This is a genomic window from Lysobacter claricitrinus, assembly GCF_045866565.1.
GTDB classification, from domain to species: Bacteria; Pseudomonadota; Gammaproteobacteria; order Xanthomonadales; family Xanthomonadaceae; genus Cognatilysobacter; species Cognatilysobacter claricitrinus.
The window spans coordinates 598,970-613,300 of the sequence record NZ_BAAFZV010000001.1 but is presented as its reverse complement, the minus strand read 5'-3'; the positions used below and the strand labels follow the sequence as shown (position 1 = coordinate 613,300).

Below are 14,331 nucleotides of genomic sequence, written 5' to 3'. Positions count from 1 at the left end.
TCCGGAGCCTTCGATGTCCCGTCTTCCTGTCCGCGCCACCGCCCTCGCCCTCGGCATCGCTTTCGCCGTCGGCGCTCCCTCGACCCTGATCGCCGCGCCCGCCGTCGCCGCGTCGACGCGCGCACCCGCCGCGCTCGATATCCCGTACGAGCGCTTCGTGCTGCCGAACGGGCTCACCGTGCTGGTGCACGAGGACCACAAGGCGCCGGTCGTCGCGGTCGCGGTCTGGTACCACGTCGGCTCCAAGGACGAGCCGACCGGCAAGACCGGCTTCGCGCACCTGTTCGAGCACCTGATGTTCAACGGCTCGGAAAACCATCCGGGCGAGTTCTTCGAGCCCTTCGAGCAGGCCGGCGCCACCGGCCAGAACGGCACGACCTGGCTCGACCGCACCAACTATTACGAAACCGTGCCCACCACCGCGCTCGACATGGCGCTGTGGATGGAGTCCGACCGCATGGGCCACCTGCTCGGCGCGATCGACAAGAAGACGCTCGACGAACAGCGCGGCGTCGTCCAGAACGAGAAGCGCCAGGGCGAGAACGAGCCCTACGGCCGCGTCGACGAACGCATGCTGCTGCAGACATTCCCGGCGAATCATCCCTACCACCACGACACCATCGGCTCCATGGCCGACCTCGACGCCGCCTCGCTCGAGGACGTCAAGAACTGGTTCCGCGGCTATTACGGCGCCGCCAACACCGTGCTGGTGATGTCGGGCGACATCGACGTCGCCACCGCGAAGGCCAAGGCGCTGAAGTATTTCGGCGACATCCCGGCAGGTTCGCCGGTCGCCCGCCAGGCCAAGTGGGTCGCCGAACGCACGACGTCGACGCGCGATTCGATGGACGACCGCGTCGCGCAGACGCGCATCTATCGCGAATGGAATATCCCCGGGCGCGGCGAGCGCGACCTCACGCTGCTCGACCTCGCCGCCGACGTGCTCGGTGGCAGCAAGACCTCGCGCCTGTACCAGCGCCTGGTCTACAAGGACCACCTCGCCGACGACGTGTCGGTCGGCATCACCCCGTTCGAGCTTGCGAGCCAGTTCGTCCTGCAGGTCGACGTGAAGCAGGGCGTCGATCCGAAGAAGGTCGAAGCCGCGGTCGCGGACGAATGGGCGAAGTTCCTCGCCAGTGGCCCGACCGAAGAAGAACTGACGCGCCTGCAGGCGGCCAACCGCGCCGCCGTCGTGCGTTCGATGGAACGCGTGGCCGGCAAGGCGTCGCAGCTCGCCGAAGGGCAGGTCTACTTGGGCAATCCGGATGCGTGGAAAACTTCGTTCAAGTGGAACCAGACGGCGACCCGCGCCGACGTGCTGAAGGCGGCGAAGCGCTGGATCGCGCGCGGTGACTACACGCTCACCGTAGTGCCGACCACCGGCACGCCGAAGGACGAGACCGTCGCCGGCCTGCCGGCGGCGCAGCGCCCCGCCGACATCGCCGGCAAGCCGACCACCGCGTTCACCGTCACCGCGTCGGATGTCGATCGCAAGGCCGGCGTGCCGGCGGTCGATCACTATCCCGACCTCACGTTCCCGGCCGTGCAGCGCGGCCACCTGAAGAACGGCATCGAAGTCGTGCTGGCCGAGCGCCACAGCGTGCCGGTGGTCAACGTCAGCCTGCAGTTCGACGCCGGCTACGCCAGCGACGTCGGTCGCAAGCTCGGCACCGCCGCGTTCACCGCCGCGATGCTCGACGAAGGCACCGCCAAGCTCGACTCGGTCGAGATCGCCAAGCAGCGTGAGCGCCTGGGCATGGGCCTGTCGTCGGGTTGCGGCCTCGACAGCTGCAGCGTCGGCGCGAACATGCTGAGCGACCAGCTCACGCCGTCGCTCGGCCTGCTCGCCGACGTCGTGCGCAATGCGGCGTTCCGCGCGCCCGACATGGAGCGCGTGCGCGCGCAGTGGATCGCCGGCATCGCGCAGGAAAAGACCCAGCCGACCGGCATCGCGCTGCGCACCCTGCCGCCGCTGCTGTACGGCGACGGCCACCCGTACGCGATTCCGTTCTCCGGCACCGGTACCGAGGCCAGCATCGCCTCGCTCACCGCGAACGATCTGACCGCATGGCGCGCGGCATGGCTGCGTCCCGACAACGTGCGCATCATCGTTGCCGGCGACACCACGTTGCCGGCGATCACCGCGCAGCTCGACAAGGTGTTCGCCGACTGGACGCCGCCGTCGGTGGCCAAGGGCACCAAGTCCGTGCCGCAGGTGACTGCGCAGGCCAAGCCGCGCGTGTTCCTGATCGACAAGCCGGGCGCGCAGCAGTCGCTGATCCTTGCCGGCCTGCTCGCGCCGTCGACCACCGTCGCCAACAACCTGCCGATCCAGACGATGAACTCCGCGTTCGGCGGCACGTTCACCTCGCGCCTCAACATGAACCTGCGCGAAGACAAGCACTGGGCCTACGGCGCGTATTCCTTCATGTACGACGCCCTCGGCCAGCGCCCGTACATGCTTTACGCACCGGTGCAGACCGACAAGACCAAGGAGTCGGCGGCGGAGATCCTGCGCGAAGTGCGCGACGTCGTCGGTTCACGTCCGCTCAGCAGTGCCGAGATCGCCAAGATCAAGGTCAACGACGTGCGCAGCCTGCCGGGCAGCTATGAAACCACCGGCGCCGTGCTCGGCGCGCTGGCGGAAAACGTGCTGTACGGCCGACCGGACGACTACGTCGCCACGCTGCGCCAGCGCACCGAAGCGCAGACCGATGCCGAGGTGCAGGCCGCGGCCACGCAGATCGTGCATCCCGATGCGTTGACGTGGGTGATCGTCGGCGACCTCTCGAAGATCGAGAAGGGCGTGCGCGAGTTGAACCTCGGCGACGTGCAGGTGGTCGACGCCGACGGCAAGCCCGTCAGCAAGTAACGCCGCAGGGTTTCGCGGTTCAGACGCGCGGGGCGACAATCCCGCGCGTCGTCGTTTAGGGAGCCTGTCGATGCCGCATCCGATCCGCCTTGCCGTCGTCGTATCGCTGGTCCTCGCCGCCACCGCCTGCACCTGGGTGCCGATGCAGCAGGGCGCCGCCACCGTGGAGGTGCGCGCGCTCAATGCGTCCACGACGGGCTGCACCAAGCTCGGCGAGATCGAGGGCAACGTCACCGACCGCGTCGCGCTGTACGAGCGCAACCCGCTGCGCGTGCAGGAGGAACTGGAGACGATGGCGCGCAACGAAGCCGTCGGCCTCAACGCCAATACGGTGGTGCCGCTGGAAGCGCCGCACGACGGCCGCCAGCGCTTCTCGGCCTGGCGCTGCACCCGCTGACCCGGACGAACGGTCGCCAAGCGGCCGCAGCACGCGGCTGAACGGCGACGTGCGTCGCCGTACGCTGGTGTGCGCGCTATCCAGCCGCGCGTTAAGCTAGCGTGTTCCCCGCCTTTGCGAGTCGTCCCCATGCTGTTCCAACACGTCGCCATCGCCGGCCTTGCGCATATCGATGCGCCGCGCCGCCTCACGACGGACGAGATCAACGCACGGCTGCAGCCGACGCTCGACCGCCTGGGCATCAAGACCGACGTGATCAAGGACATCGCGGGTGTCGACGCGCGCCGTCTGTGGGACGGGCCGATGCTCGCCTCCGACGCGGCCACGCTCGCCGCGGTGAAGGCGCTGGCCGATGCCGGCGTCGAACCCGAGCGCATGGGGCTTCTCGTCAACACGTCGGTGAGCCGCGACTATCTCGAGCCGTCCACCGCGTCGATCGTCTCCGGCAACCTCGGCCTGCCCGACACCTGCCAGAACTTCGACGTCGCCAACGCTTGCCTCGCCTTCATCAACGGCATGGACATCGCGGCGCGCATGATCGAGCGCGGCGAGATCGACTACGCGCTGGTCGTCGACGGCGAAACCGCCGACCTCGCCTACGAGAAGACCATCGAGCGCCTTACCCGCGCCGACGTCACCGAGGAAGCATTCCGCAACGAACTCGCGACGCTGACGCTGGGTTCCGGCGCCGCCGCGATGGTGATGGCGCGTGCCGAACTCGCACCCGGCGCGCCGCGCTACAAAGGCGGCGTCACCCGCGCGGCGACGGAGTGGAACAAGCTCTGCCGCGGCAACCTCGACGGCATGGTGACGGATACGCGCCAGCTGCTGATCGAAGGCGTGAAGCTCGCGCAGAAGACTTTCCTGGTCGCGCGACAGAAGCTCGGTTGGGTTGCCGAGGAACTCGACGAGTTCGTCGTGCACCAGGTCAGCAAGGTGCACACCGCCGCGTTCACCAAGGCGATGGGTATCGATCCCAAGAAGGTGCTCACCATCTTCGGCGAGCACGGCAACATCGGCCCTGCGTCGGTGCCGATCGTGCTGAGCAAGTTGCGCGAGATGGGTCGCCTGAAGAAGGGCACGCGCATCGCGCTGCTCGGCATCGGGTCCGGCCTGAACTGCTCGATGGCCGAAGTCGTCTGGTGACGCGTACGCGCGCCAGCTCCTGATTTTCCGCGGCCGCCTCGTGCGGCCGCGTGCTTTGCGAGACGCGAACCCGCGATGGATCCCGCGACCTTTCCCGACTATCCCTTCACGCCGCAGCGCTTCGACGTGCGCGCCGGCATTGCGATGTCGTACCTCGACGAAGGCCCGCGCGACGGCGAGGTCGTGGTCATGCTGCACGGCAATCCGTCGTGGAGTTACTACTGGCGGCAACTCGTGCTCGGCCTGCGCGACCGCTATCGCTGCATCGTGCCCGACCACGTGGGCATGGGCCTGTCGGACAAGCCCGACGACGGTGGTGGCACGCGTCCGCCGCGCACGCCGGTTGCCGGCAAGTACGAGTACACGCTGCAGTCGCGCGTCGACGATCTCACCGTGCTGCTCGCGCATCTCGGCATTGCCGGCCCGGTCACGCTGGCGGTGCACGACTGGGGCGGCATGGTCGGCTTCGGTTGGGCGATTTCGCACATGCGGCAGGTCAAGCGCCTGGTCATCCTCAACACCGCGGCGTTTCCGTTGCCCTCGGCCAAGCCTATGCCGTGGCGCCTCTCGCTCGGCCGCGATTCGACGATCGGCGCGTGGCTGATCCGTCGCTTCAACCTGTTCGCGCGCGGCGCCTCGCGCTTCGGCGTGTCGCGCCCGATGCCACGCACCGTGCGTGACGCGTTCGACGCGCCGTACCACGGCTGGACGAACGCGATCTCGACGATCCGCTTCATGCAGGACATCCCGCTGCACGAAGGCGATCGCGCGTGGCCGCTGGTCGCCGAGGTTGGCGCGCGCCTGCCGGAGTTCGCTGATCGTCCCGCCTTCATCGGCTGGGGCCTGCGCGACTTCGTGTTCGACAGGCACTTCCTCGACGGTTTCCGTCGCGCGCTGCCGAATGCGGAAGTGCACGCGTTCGAGGACGCCAACCACTACGTGCTGCAGGACAAGCATGAGGTGCTGGTGCCGGCGATCCGCGATTTCCTGGAACGCAATCCGGCCTGACACCGGGCGACCGTTCGTCGCCTTCGGATTTGTCCGACGGCCCGCGCGCGCGTGGCCCGTCTAATCTCGCGCCATCGCCCAAGGGGAGACGACGCGATGAGCATGGAACGCGGTCAGCGATCGCAGTGGATTGCGGGCGCTGCATTGGCGCTGGCAAGCGTGGCGCCGGCGTATGCGCAGCAGTCGCTCGTGCGTGCACCGACATCCGCAGGCGCGATCGCGTCGCGCGCAAGCCTCGCGCCGAAGGCGCCGCTCCCTGCGGTGATCCTCCACGGCGCGGCCGCGTTGCCGTCATCGCTGCACATCAAGCGGGAATACGACCTCGCCGAGTTGCGCAGGCAGTCGGTCATCACGCTGAGCGCCGGCCGTGCGAATCTGAAGCCGCTGTTCGCGAATCCACGCGCGCCGTTCAACATCGCGGAGCGTCTTCGCACGATGCCGCAGCTCGCCGAGGTCACCGTCGACGACACGAAGGTGCTGGAAATCGACCAGGGCCTCGTCGTGCACACCGTGGTCGGCTATCGCATCCGCCCCGGCACCTGCACCGACAGCGCGCGTCGGGCGCAACTCGCGCGCATTGGCGTCAACTGTTTCACCAGGCTCGATGCGGCCACGCGCGCGGCGGCGTTTGCGAATCCCAAGGACGCGCATTTCGTCGAAGATCCGGCGAAACGCGCCGCGGCGATCGAACGTGCGGATTCGAAGGCCGGCGAGGTGCGTGCCAGGATCGCGCATGACCTCGCCACGTTGCGCGCATCGCTCGCCAACCCCGCGCAGCGCGCGGCGATCGATGCGCGGCTCGGCGCCGGGCAAGCGGCGCGGCTGGCCGCACTGGACGACACGCAGCTCGAACAGGACGTCGCCAACGCCGGCGAGACACGCGTCGAACAGGTGCTGTTCGTGCCGGGCGACGGACGCGCCGATCCCGCGCGGTTCGGCAACATGCAGTCGGCCGTCGACTTCGGTGCGGTCGAAACGGGCCGAGACAAGAAGCAACCGGGAACGTCGATGCTGCCGGGCGTGCAGAAGGTCGCCGTTCCTGCCGTCGGCGCCGCGATCGCCGCCGAACCCGCCGATGCCACTATCGATCCACACGTCTTCCTGACCGGCTTCACGCTGGGCCGCGCGTACGAATGGCGCGAGCGCGTGGAGACGACGATCGCGTGGTGCATCCTCGGGTGCGAGTCGACGTACTACGCCGAGCTTTACGCCGGCTTCGACTACGGCTTCGGCCTGCGCTTTCCGCTGACGGTCGGCGGCCACTACAAATACCCGGGCTTCGGTTCGTACGGCACGTTCGCGCCGGACATCAAGTCCATCAACGGCAGCACCGCCGATTACGCGGCGAGCGGTCTGCCGGGGCCGAAGCTGTTCGACGGCAAGGAGCTCGTCGCGCAGTTCGGTGCCTACGCGGGCGCGAACTACGACGTGCCGCTGTTCGGGGACGGCAACGTCGAGTTCAAGATCGGCAAGGACTTCACGGAAGGCCTGCCGGCACCGTTCACCAACGGCCAGTTCATGCCGCCGATGCCGGGCTCGGACCTCGAGGGCGATCCCATCGTGTTCGACACGTTCGATCTCATCGGCGGCCGCGCGAATTTCGGCGTCGCCGGCGGGCAGGTCTTCCCCGCGGTCAAGGTCGGGTTGCACTCGGACAAGCTCGCGCTGACGTTGCACGACAACATCGCCGGCAAGGACATCGCACTGCCGGCGGGAAGCGCGCCGGTGAAGCTGCAGGTCGACGCCGACAGCAAGGCGTCCGATTTCACGATCGGCGATCCGATCTACAACCTCGGCTTCCTGATCACGCCGGGCCTCGATGCGCGGCTGTTCATCGACGTTGAAGTCTGGTCGGACCATTGGGACTGGCCGATCTGGTTCCCGGAACTCGCGATCGAACTCCCGCCGGGCGGCATCGACTTCGCGTGTCATGACGACACGGTGTGCACCCGCAACTATCACTACGGGCCGAAGGTCTCGAGCCAGAGCAGCGAGAGCTCGCCGGTGATGGTGCAAGTGGCGAAGTGGATGAACGACTTCAACGCGCGCTGGGAGCCCAAGTGCGTCGACGACGTCTGCAAGCAGAACGTCAAGGACGCGAGCCTGAAGGCGTACCTGACGTCCAAAATCGCGCTCGGCGACCATCCGACCACGAAGTACGAGGCGCTCGCGCCCCTCTTCGCTACGGCCGAAGCCACCGCGCAGGCGGAGGTGAACGCGTCGCAGGCACGCGCCTCCGCCAAGCCGCGGCTGCCCATTCGCGTGACGCCGGTGATCCGCCCAGAGATCAAGCCGGCTCCCCATCCCGTTCCGCACCCCTGATGTCGCGCACCTAGCCCGCAACCTCGCCCTGCCGCGTCGGCCGGGCGACAATGCGGGCATGTCGTCTGCCTGCAACATCGCCGCCGCGCTGCCTGACATGGCCGCGCGCGAACCCGACCGCATCGCGATGCGTTGCCCGGGCACGCGCGGACCGGATGGACTTGCACGCTACGACGTCGCACTGACCTACGCGCAACTCGATGCGCGCAGCGACGCGATCGCTGCCGGTCTGGCGAAGCGTGGCGTCGTACGGGGCACGCGCACGGTGGTGATGGTCAAGCCGTCGCCCGAGTTCTTCCTGTTGATGTTCGCCCTGTTCAAGGCCGGCGCCGTGCCGGTGCTGGTCGATCCCGGTATCGACCGGCGCGCGTTGCGGCAATGCCTGGACGAAGCCGAGCCCGACGCCTTCATCGGCATTCCGCTTGCGCACGTCGCGCGCGTGCTGCTCGGCTGGTCGAAGAGCGCGCGCATGCGCATCACGACCGGACGTCATGCATTTCTCGCCGACGACACGCTCGCGCGCGTCGAAGCCGACGGCGCGAATGCGGGCCCGCAACTCGCCGACACGCAGCCGGATGACGTCGCAGCGATCCTGTTCACCAGCGGCTCGACCGGCGTACCCAAAGGCGTCGTGTACCGGCATCGCCACTTCGTCGCACAGATCGAGCTGATGCGCAACGCGCTGGGCATTCGCGAAGGCGAGGTCGACTTTCCGACGTTCCCGCCATTCGCATTGTTTGGCCCTGCGCTGGGGCTCACCTCGATCATTCCCGACATGGATGCGACGCGCCCGGCCAGCGCGGATCCGCGCAAGCTGCATGCGGCGATCGAACGCTTCGGTGCGCAGCAGCTTTTCGGCTCGCCCGCGCTGATGCGCGTGCTCGCCGACTACGGAAAGCCGCTGCCGACGATCCGCCGCGTCACGTCTGCCGGCGCGCCCGTTCCCGCAGATGTCGTCGCACGCATGCGCGAGTTGCTGCCGAACGACGCCTGCTTCTACACGCCGTACGGCGCGACCGAGTGCCTGCCGGTCGCAGTGATCGAAAGCCGCGAGCTGCAGGGCACGCGCGTCGCGACCGAAACGGGCGCGGGCACCTGCGTCGGTCGCGCGGTGCCGCCGAACGACGTTCGCATCATCCGCATCGATGACGCACCGATCGCGACGTGGTCGCCCGACCTGGTTGTCGGTACCGGTGTGATCGGCGAGATCACCGTCGCCGGCCCGACCGCCACCGACACCTACTTTCGCCGCGATGCGTCGACGCAGATCGCGAAGATCCGCGAAACGCTCGCCGACGGCACATCGCGCGTCGTGCATCGCATGGGCGATGTCGGCTACATCGATGCGAACGGCCGCCTGTGGTTCTGCGGACGCAAGACGCAGCGCGTCGAAACATCACAGGGTCCGCTGTACACCGAACAGGTCGAGCCGGTGTTCAATACCCATCCCGACGTGCGTCGCACTGCGCTGGTCGGTGTCGGCGCGTTCGGTGCGCAGACGCCGGTGTTGTGCGTCGAACTGAAGCGAGGTGTCGACGCCGCGCAATGGCCGCGCATCGAGCGCGAGCTTCGCGACATCGGCCGCGGCCACGTGCATACCGCGCGCATCGACAATTTCGTGCGACATGCCGGTTTCCCGGTCGACATCCGCCACAACGCGAAGATCGGCCGGGAGAAACTTGCCGCGTGGGCGACGGACAAGGTGGCGTCATGAAGATCCTGGTGACGGGTGGCGGTGGTTTCCTCGGTCAGGCGCTGTGCCGCGGCCTGCGCGCACGCGGCTACGAGGTCGCCAGTTTCAATCGCGGTCACTATCCGGAGCTCGACGCGATCGGCGTCACCCAGTTGCGCGGCGATCTCGCCAGCCGCGATGCGGTGATCGACGCCGCGCGTGGTTGCGATGCGATCTTCCACAACGCGGCGAAAGCGGGCGCGTGGGGCCCGTACGAGGACTACTACAACGCGAATGTCGTCGGCACCGGGAACGTCATCGACGCGTGCCGTGCGCACCGCATCGCCAAGCTCGTGTACACCTCGACGCCGAGCGTTACCCATCGCGCGACGCATCCGGTCGCGGGGCTGACTGCCGACGAAGTGCCGTACGGCGAACACCTGAAGTCGCCTTATGCGCGCACCAAGAAGTTCGCCGAGGAGATGGTGCTCGCCGCGAACGGGCCGTCGCTGGCCGTTGTCGCGCTGCGCCCGCGGCTGATCTGGGGCCCGGGCGACAACCAGCTGCTGCCGCGCATCGCCGAACGCGCGCGCGCCGGTCGACTCAAGCTGGTCGGCGACGGCAGCAATCTCGTCGATACCACCTACGTCGAGAACGCCGCCGACGCGCATCTCGCCGCATTCGACCACCTCGCGCCGGGCGCGGCCTGCGCCGGGCGCGCGTACTTCGTCAGCAACGGCGAGCCGCGCGCGATGCGCGACACCCTGATCGCGTTGCTCGACGCCGTGGGTGCGCCGCCACCAAGCGGGTCGATTCCCTTCGGCGCCGCCTACGCGATCGGTGCGGCCTGCGAAGGCCTGTGGAGCGTGCTGCCGCTGCGCGGCGAGCCGCCGATGACGCGCTTCCTTGCCGAGCAGCTCGTCACCACGCACTGGTATTCGATGGCGCCCGCGCTGCGCGATTTCGGCTGGGCGCCGCGCATCAGCTTCGACGAAGGCCTCGCGCGGCTGCGTGCCGCGAACCGGGCATAGGACGCATGGCGACGGCATCGTGAAGGCGTGGCGGGCACGGCCCCGCCCTACAATGCGGCGATGGATGAACGCCGCACGCCGCTGGACACGCTCAAGCCGCTCGCCGGTCGCGCGCTCGAGGCCGCGCTCAACCGCGCGGTCGCGCTCGATCCCGACACCCGCGACAGCCTGCGTCCGCTCGATGGGCGACGCCTGGTCGTGCGCCTCGCCACGCCGCCGCTCGCGCTGCAGATCAGCGTGGATGGCGAGCGCCTGCGCGTCGGGCCGGTCGAGGATGGCGGCGAGCCGGACCTCTCGGTGCGCGCAACGATCGGCGGCCTGATCGCGCAATTGCCGTTCATGCGTCGCGACGACGCGCCGGCGGTCGGTGCGATGCGCATCGAGGGCGATGCCGACCTCGCGCGTCGCCTGCAGCGCCTGGCCGAGCGTTTCGATCCCGACTGGCAGCAGCCCTTCGTCGCCGCGTTCGGCGACATCGTCGGCGTGCAGGTCGCGCAGCTGTTCGCGGGCGCGCTGCGCACGGCGAAGACGGCCGCCGGCGTGCTCGCGGCGAACGCCGCGGACTACGTGCAACACGAAACGCAGGACGTGGTCAGCCGCGACGAACTCACGGCGTTCTACGACGACATCGACACGCTGCGCGACGACGTCGAGCGCATCGCCGCACGCGTGGCGCGCCTGCAAGCGCGGGGTAGCGCGTGACGCCGGTGATCCGCGCCTGGCGCATCGGCCGCGTGCTGCTGCGTTATCGGCTTGATGCGTTGCTGGACGACACGCCCGTCGAGCGCTGGTTGCGCCTCGCGCGCCCGTTCGTGCCGAGTGCATCGCCGGAAATCGCCGGGTTGCCGCGTGGTGCGCGACTGCGCCTCGCGCTGCAGGAACTCGGGCCGATCTTCGTCAAGTTCGGGCAGATCCTGTCGACGCGTCGCGACCTCGTGCCGCAGGACATCGCCGACGAACTCGCGCTGCTGCAGGATCGCGTCAAGCCGTTCGACGGCGAGGCGGCGCGCCAGATCGTCGAGGAATCGCTCGGCCACCCGGTCACCGAGCTGTATGCCAGCTTCGACACTACGCCTCTCGCGTCGGCATCGATCGCGCAGGTTCACGCGGCAACGTTGCCGAGCAGCGAACGCGAAGTCGTGGTCAAGGTGCTGCGCCCCGGCATCCGCCGGCAGATCAGGCAGGACATCTCGCTGCTGCGTGCGCTCGCCGGCATCGCCGAGCGTACGCATCCGGCAGCGGACAAGATCCGCCCGCAGGCGATCGTCGACGAGATCGAACACACGCTCGACGCCGAACTCGACCTGCAACGCGAAGGTGGAAACGCCAGCGTCCTGCGCCGGTTCTGGGAAGGCAGCGACGACCTCTACGTGCCGGAAGTGATCTGGTCGCACAGCGCCGATCGCGTGCTCACGCTCGAACGCGTGCGCGGCATTCCGTCCGATGACATCGCCGCGCTCGACGCCGCCGGCATCGATCGTCGCGCCCTCGCCGCCAAGGGCGTGCGCGTGTTCTACACGCAGGTGTTCCGCGACAACTTCTTCCACGCGGACGCGCACGCCGGCAACATCTGGGTGGACGACGATCCCGCGCGTCGTGCGAATCCGCGCTTCATCGCGCTGGATTTCGGGATCATGGGCCAGCTCTCGGACGAGGACCAGTACTGGCTCGCCGAGAATTTCATGGCGATCTTCCATCGCGACTACCGGCGCATCGCCGAGCTGCATGTCGATGCCGGCTGGATGCCCGCGCACACGCGCATCGACGAACTCGAAGCTGCGGCACGCGCGGTGTGCGAGCCCTACTTCACACGTCCGTTATCGGAAGTGCCGCTGGCCGAAGTGCTGGTCAAGCTGTTCCGCACCGCGCAGAAGTACGAACTCACGCTGCAGCCGCAGCTGATCCTGCTGCAGAAGACGCTGCTCAACATCGAAGGCGTCGGCCGCCTGCTCGATCCGCAGATCGACATCTGGGGCGTCGCGCAGCCCGTGCTCGAACGCATCCTGCGCCAGCGCTACAGCCCGAAGCGGCTTGCCAGCGAATTCCGCAAGCGCCTGCCCGAACTCGTGACGCACGCGCCGGAGATGCCGCGCCTGCTGCATTCATGGCTCAAGCAACAGGTCGAAGGGCGGCACGAGCTGCAGTTGCGTTCGGCGGAACTCACGTCGCTGGTCGACGAAGTGCGCCGCATGCAGCGGCGCACCGTGGCCGCGATTCTCGGCACCGGCCTGATGATCGCCGCCGCGCTCCTGTACGCGCTGGAGGCGGGCGGGCCCAGGCTGTGGTCGATTCCCGCTGCGGCGTGGATCGCGGGCGTCGCGGGCCTGTGGGCGCTGCGGGCGGGCTGGCCGCGTCGCTGACCGTTACGCGGGCACCGGTACGTCGCTCGCTGCAGGGCAGTAACGGCTCACGTATTCCTGGTGTGGCGGCAACTGCCGCACGGTGTTCTCGATGTTGCCGCGAATCGCATCCAGGAAGCGCGCGAGTTCCGCGTCGCCCATGAGGTCGGCCGATGCATGGTGAGTGGCCGGGTGGATGCCCTGGCCCAGCATCACCTGGATCCACGAGTTCTCGGCGAACAGCTCGTTCGGCACGCGGAACACGCGGCCGGTCTCGCGGAACAGCTCGATGCGGTGACGCAGCGACGCCGGAACCTCCATCTCGCGACAGCCACGCCAGAACGCATCGCTGCGGTTGTTGACGTGGTAGTGCAGGATGATGAAGTCGCGGATGTGCTCGACTTCGTGGCGCGTCTGCGTGTTGTACTCGGCGACGTCGGCCGCGCTGATCCCGGCGTTCGGGAACATCTGCATCAACCGGATGATGCCCCGCTGGATCAGGTGGATGCTGGTCGATTCGATCGGCTCGAGGAACCCGCTCGACAGCCCGATCGCGACACAGTTGCCCACCCACGTCGTCTCGCGCTGGCACGGTTTGAAGCGGATCACGCGCGGCTGGGTCAGCACCTTGGCCCGCATCAGGCCGAGCAGCTTGCTGATCGCCGCGTCGTCGTCGAGATGGCGGCTGCTGTAGACGAGCCCGTTGCCGACGCGGTGCTGCAGCGCAATCCGCCAGCGCCAGCCGGCCTCGTGCGCGATCGCGCGCGTCAGCGGGCGACGATCGCCGTCGTGTTCGGTCTGCAGCGCGACCGCGCGGTCGCAGTGCAGCCACTGCGACCAGTCCTGCATGGGAATGCCGAGCGTCTCGCCGATCAGCAACCCGCGGAACCCGGTGCAGTCGATGAACAGGTCGCCCTCGATGCGATCGCCCGAGTCGAGCGTGAGTGCGCGGATGGTCTGCGAGTCGCGATCGGCATCGACCGCCGCGATCCTGCCCTCGATGCGGCGCACGCCGAAGCCTTCGCTGAACTTGCGCAGGAAGCGCGCATAGAGTCCGGCGTCGAGGTGGAATGCGTAGTTCATGCCGCCGCGCGGCAGGTGCGCAAAGCGATCTTCCAGCGACGCCCGCAACTCCAGGCAGTAGTCGCCGTAGTCGCTGGCCAGGCCGCGCTCGCGGCCCTTGTGCCAGAAGTGCTGGAAGCCGGCGGTCCAGTGGTCGGTGCCGGTGGTGCCGAACGAGTGGATGTAGTCCTCGCCGACGTTGCGCCAGTTCTCGAACGAGATGCCGAGCTTGAACGTGGCCTGCGTGGCCGCCATGAACTCGCGTTCGTCGATCTCGAGCAGGCGGTGGAACGTCACCAGCGTGGGGATCGTCGCTTCGCCGACGCCGACCGTGCCGATCTCGTCGGATTCGACCAGCACGATGTCGAGCCCGCGACCGAGCGTCTTGCCCAGCGCGGCGGCGACCATCCAGCCCGCGGTGCCGCCTCCAGCGATCACGACGCGGCGGACGGGGCGGGCAGTCGATGCGGTGTCCATGGCGA

Annotated in this window: 10 protein-coding genes; 9 read left to right on the top strand and 1 reads right to left on the bottom strand. The window is 68.4% G+C overall.

Translation table 11 applies throughout. The features are described 5' to 3' along the window. The first annotated feature begins 13 nt into the window (after positions 1–13). From ACKTTN_RS02625 to ubiB, 9 genes are all read left to right on the top strand, one after another. The gene (locus ACKTTN_RS02625; RefSeq protein WP_407908318.1) at positions 14–2,872 is read left to right on the top strand and encodes a M16 family metallopeptidase; all 2,859 of its coding nucleotides are present in this window, start codon (positions 14–16) and stop codon (positions 2,870–2,872) included. 70 nt (positions 2,873–2,942) lie between these two features. Beyond that, positions 2,943–3,269 (top strand): DUF4156 domain-containing protein, encoded by a 327-nt coding sequence (locus ACKTTN_RS02620; RefSeq protein ID WP_407908317.1) that lies wholly within the window; start codon positions 2,943–2,945, stop codon positions 3,267–3,269. A 129-nt stretch (positions 3,270–3,398) separates the two neighbouring features. Beyond that, complete coding sequence (locus ACKTTN_RS02615; protein ID WP_407908316.1) at positions 3,399–4,415, top strand: 3-oxoacyl-ACP synthase III; 1,017 nt, start codon at positions 3,399–3,401, stop codon at positions 4,413–4,415. A gap of 75 nt (positions 4,416–4,490) precedes the next feature. Next, entirely contained in the window at positions 4,491–5,423 is a 933-nt protein-coding gene (locus ACKTTN_RS02610) for an alpha/beta fold hydrolase (protein ID WP_407908315.1), read from the top strand. Between the two features lie 96 nt (positions 5,424–5,519). Continuing rightward, positions 5,520–7,745, top strand: coding sequence for a hypothetical protein (locus tag ACKTTN_RS02605; protein WP_407908314.1), 2,226 nt, complete (start codon positions 5,520–5,522; stop codon positions 7,743–7,745). A gap of 58 nt (positions 7,746–7,803) precedes the next feature. After that, entirely contained in the window at positions 7,804–9,459 is a 1,656-nt protein-coding gene (oleC, locus tag ACKTTN_RS02600) for an olefin beta-lactone synthetase (RefSeq protein ID WP_407908313.1), read from the top strand. After that, entirely contained in the window at positions 9,456–10,448 is a 993-nt protein-coding gene (gene oleD / locus ACKTTN_RS02595; protein WP_407908312.1) for a 2-alkyl-3-oxoalkanoate reductase, read from the top strand. The genes oleC and oleD overlap by 4 nt, the downstream gene beginning before the upstream one ends. 60 nt (positions 10,449–10,508) lie before the next feature. Further along, the gene (locus ACKTTN_RS02590) at positions 10,509–11,150 is read left to right on the top strand and encodes a ubiquinone biosynthesis accessory factor UbiJ (protein ID WP_407908311.1); all 642 of its coding nucleotides are present in this window, start codon (positions 10,509–10,511) and stop codon (positions 11,148–11,150) included. Beyond that, on the top strand, positions 11,147–12,808 hold the full coding sequence (ubiB, locus tag ACKTTN_RS02585; protein ID WP_407908310.1) for a ubiquinone biosynthesis regulatory protein kinase UbiB: 1,662 nt from the start codon (positions 11,147–11,149) through the stop codon (positions 12,806–12,808). Before ACKTTN_RS02590 ends, ubiB begins: the two co-directional genes overlap by 4 nt. A gap of 3 nt (positions 12,809–12,811) precedes the next feature. Here ubiB and ACKTTN_RS02580 read toward each other — a convergent pair whose 3' ends face one another. Continuing rightward, on the bottom strand, positions 12,812–14,326 hold the full coding sequence (locus tag ACKTTN_RS02580; protein ID WP_407908309.1) for a tryptophan halogenase family protein: 1,515 nt from the start codon (positions 14,324–14,326) through the stop codon (positions 12,812–12,814). Positions 14,327–14,331: the final 5 nt, after the last annotated feature.

Excerpts from the sequence above, each read along its gene's own strand:
- ACKTTN_RS02610 (WP_407908315.1), top strand. The coding sequence starts at position 4,491 with ATGGATCCCGCGACCTTTCCCGACTATCCCTTCACGCCGCAGCGCTTC.
- oleD (WP_407908312.1), top strand. The coding sequence starts at position 9,456 with ATGAAGATCCTGGTGACGGGTGGCGGTGGTTTCCTCGGTCAGGCGCTG.
- ACKTTN_RS02625 (WP_407908318.1), top strand. The coding sequence starts at position 14 with ATGTCCCGTCTTCCTGTCCGCGCCACCGCCCTCGCCCTCGGCATCGCT.
- ACKTTN_RS02605 (WP_407908314.1), top strand. The coding sequence starts at position 5,520 with ATGAGCATGGAACGCGGTCAGCGATCGCAGTGGATTGCGGGCGCTGCA.
- oleC (WP_407908313.1), top strand. The coding sequence starts at position 7,804 with ATGTCGTCTGCCTGCAACATCGCCGCCGCGCTGCCTGACATGGCCGCG.
- ACKTTN_RS02590 (WP_407908311.1), top strand. The coding sequence starts at position 10,509 with ATGGATGAACGCCGCACGCCGCTGGACACGCTCAAGCCGCTCGCCGGT.
- ACKTTN_RS02615 (WP_407908316.1), top strand. The coding sequence starts at position 3,399 with ATGCTGTTCCAACACGTCGCCATCGCCGGCCTTGCGCATATCGATGCG.
- ACKTTN_RS02620 (WP_407908317.1), top strand. The coding sequence starts at position 2,943 with ATGCCGCATCCGATCCGCCTTGCCGTCGTCGTATCGCTGGTCCTCGCC.
- ACKTTN_RS02580 (WP_407908309.1), bottom strand. The coding sequence starts at position 14,326 with ATGGACACCGCATCGACTGCCCGCCCCGTCCGCCGCGTCGTGATCGCT.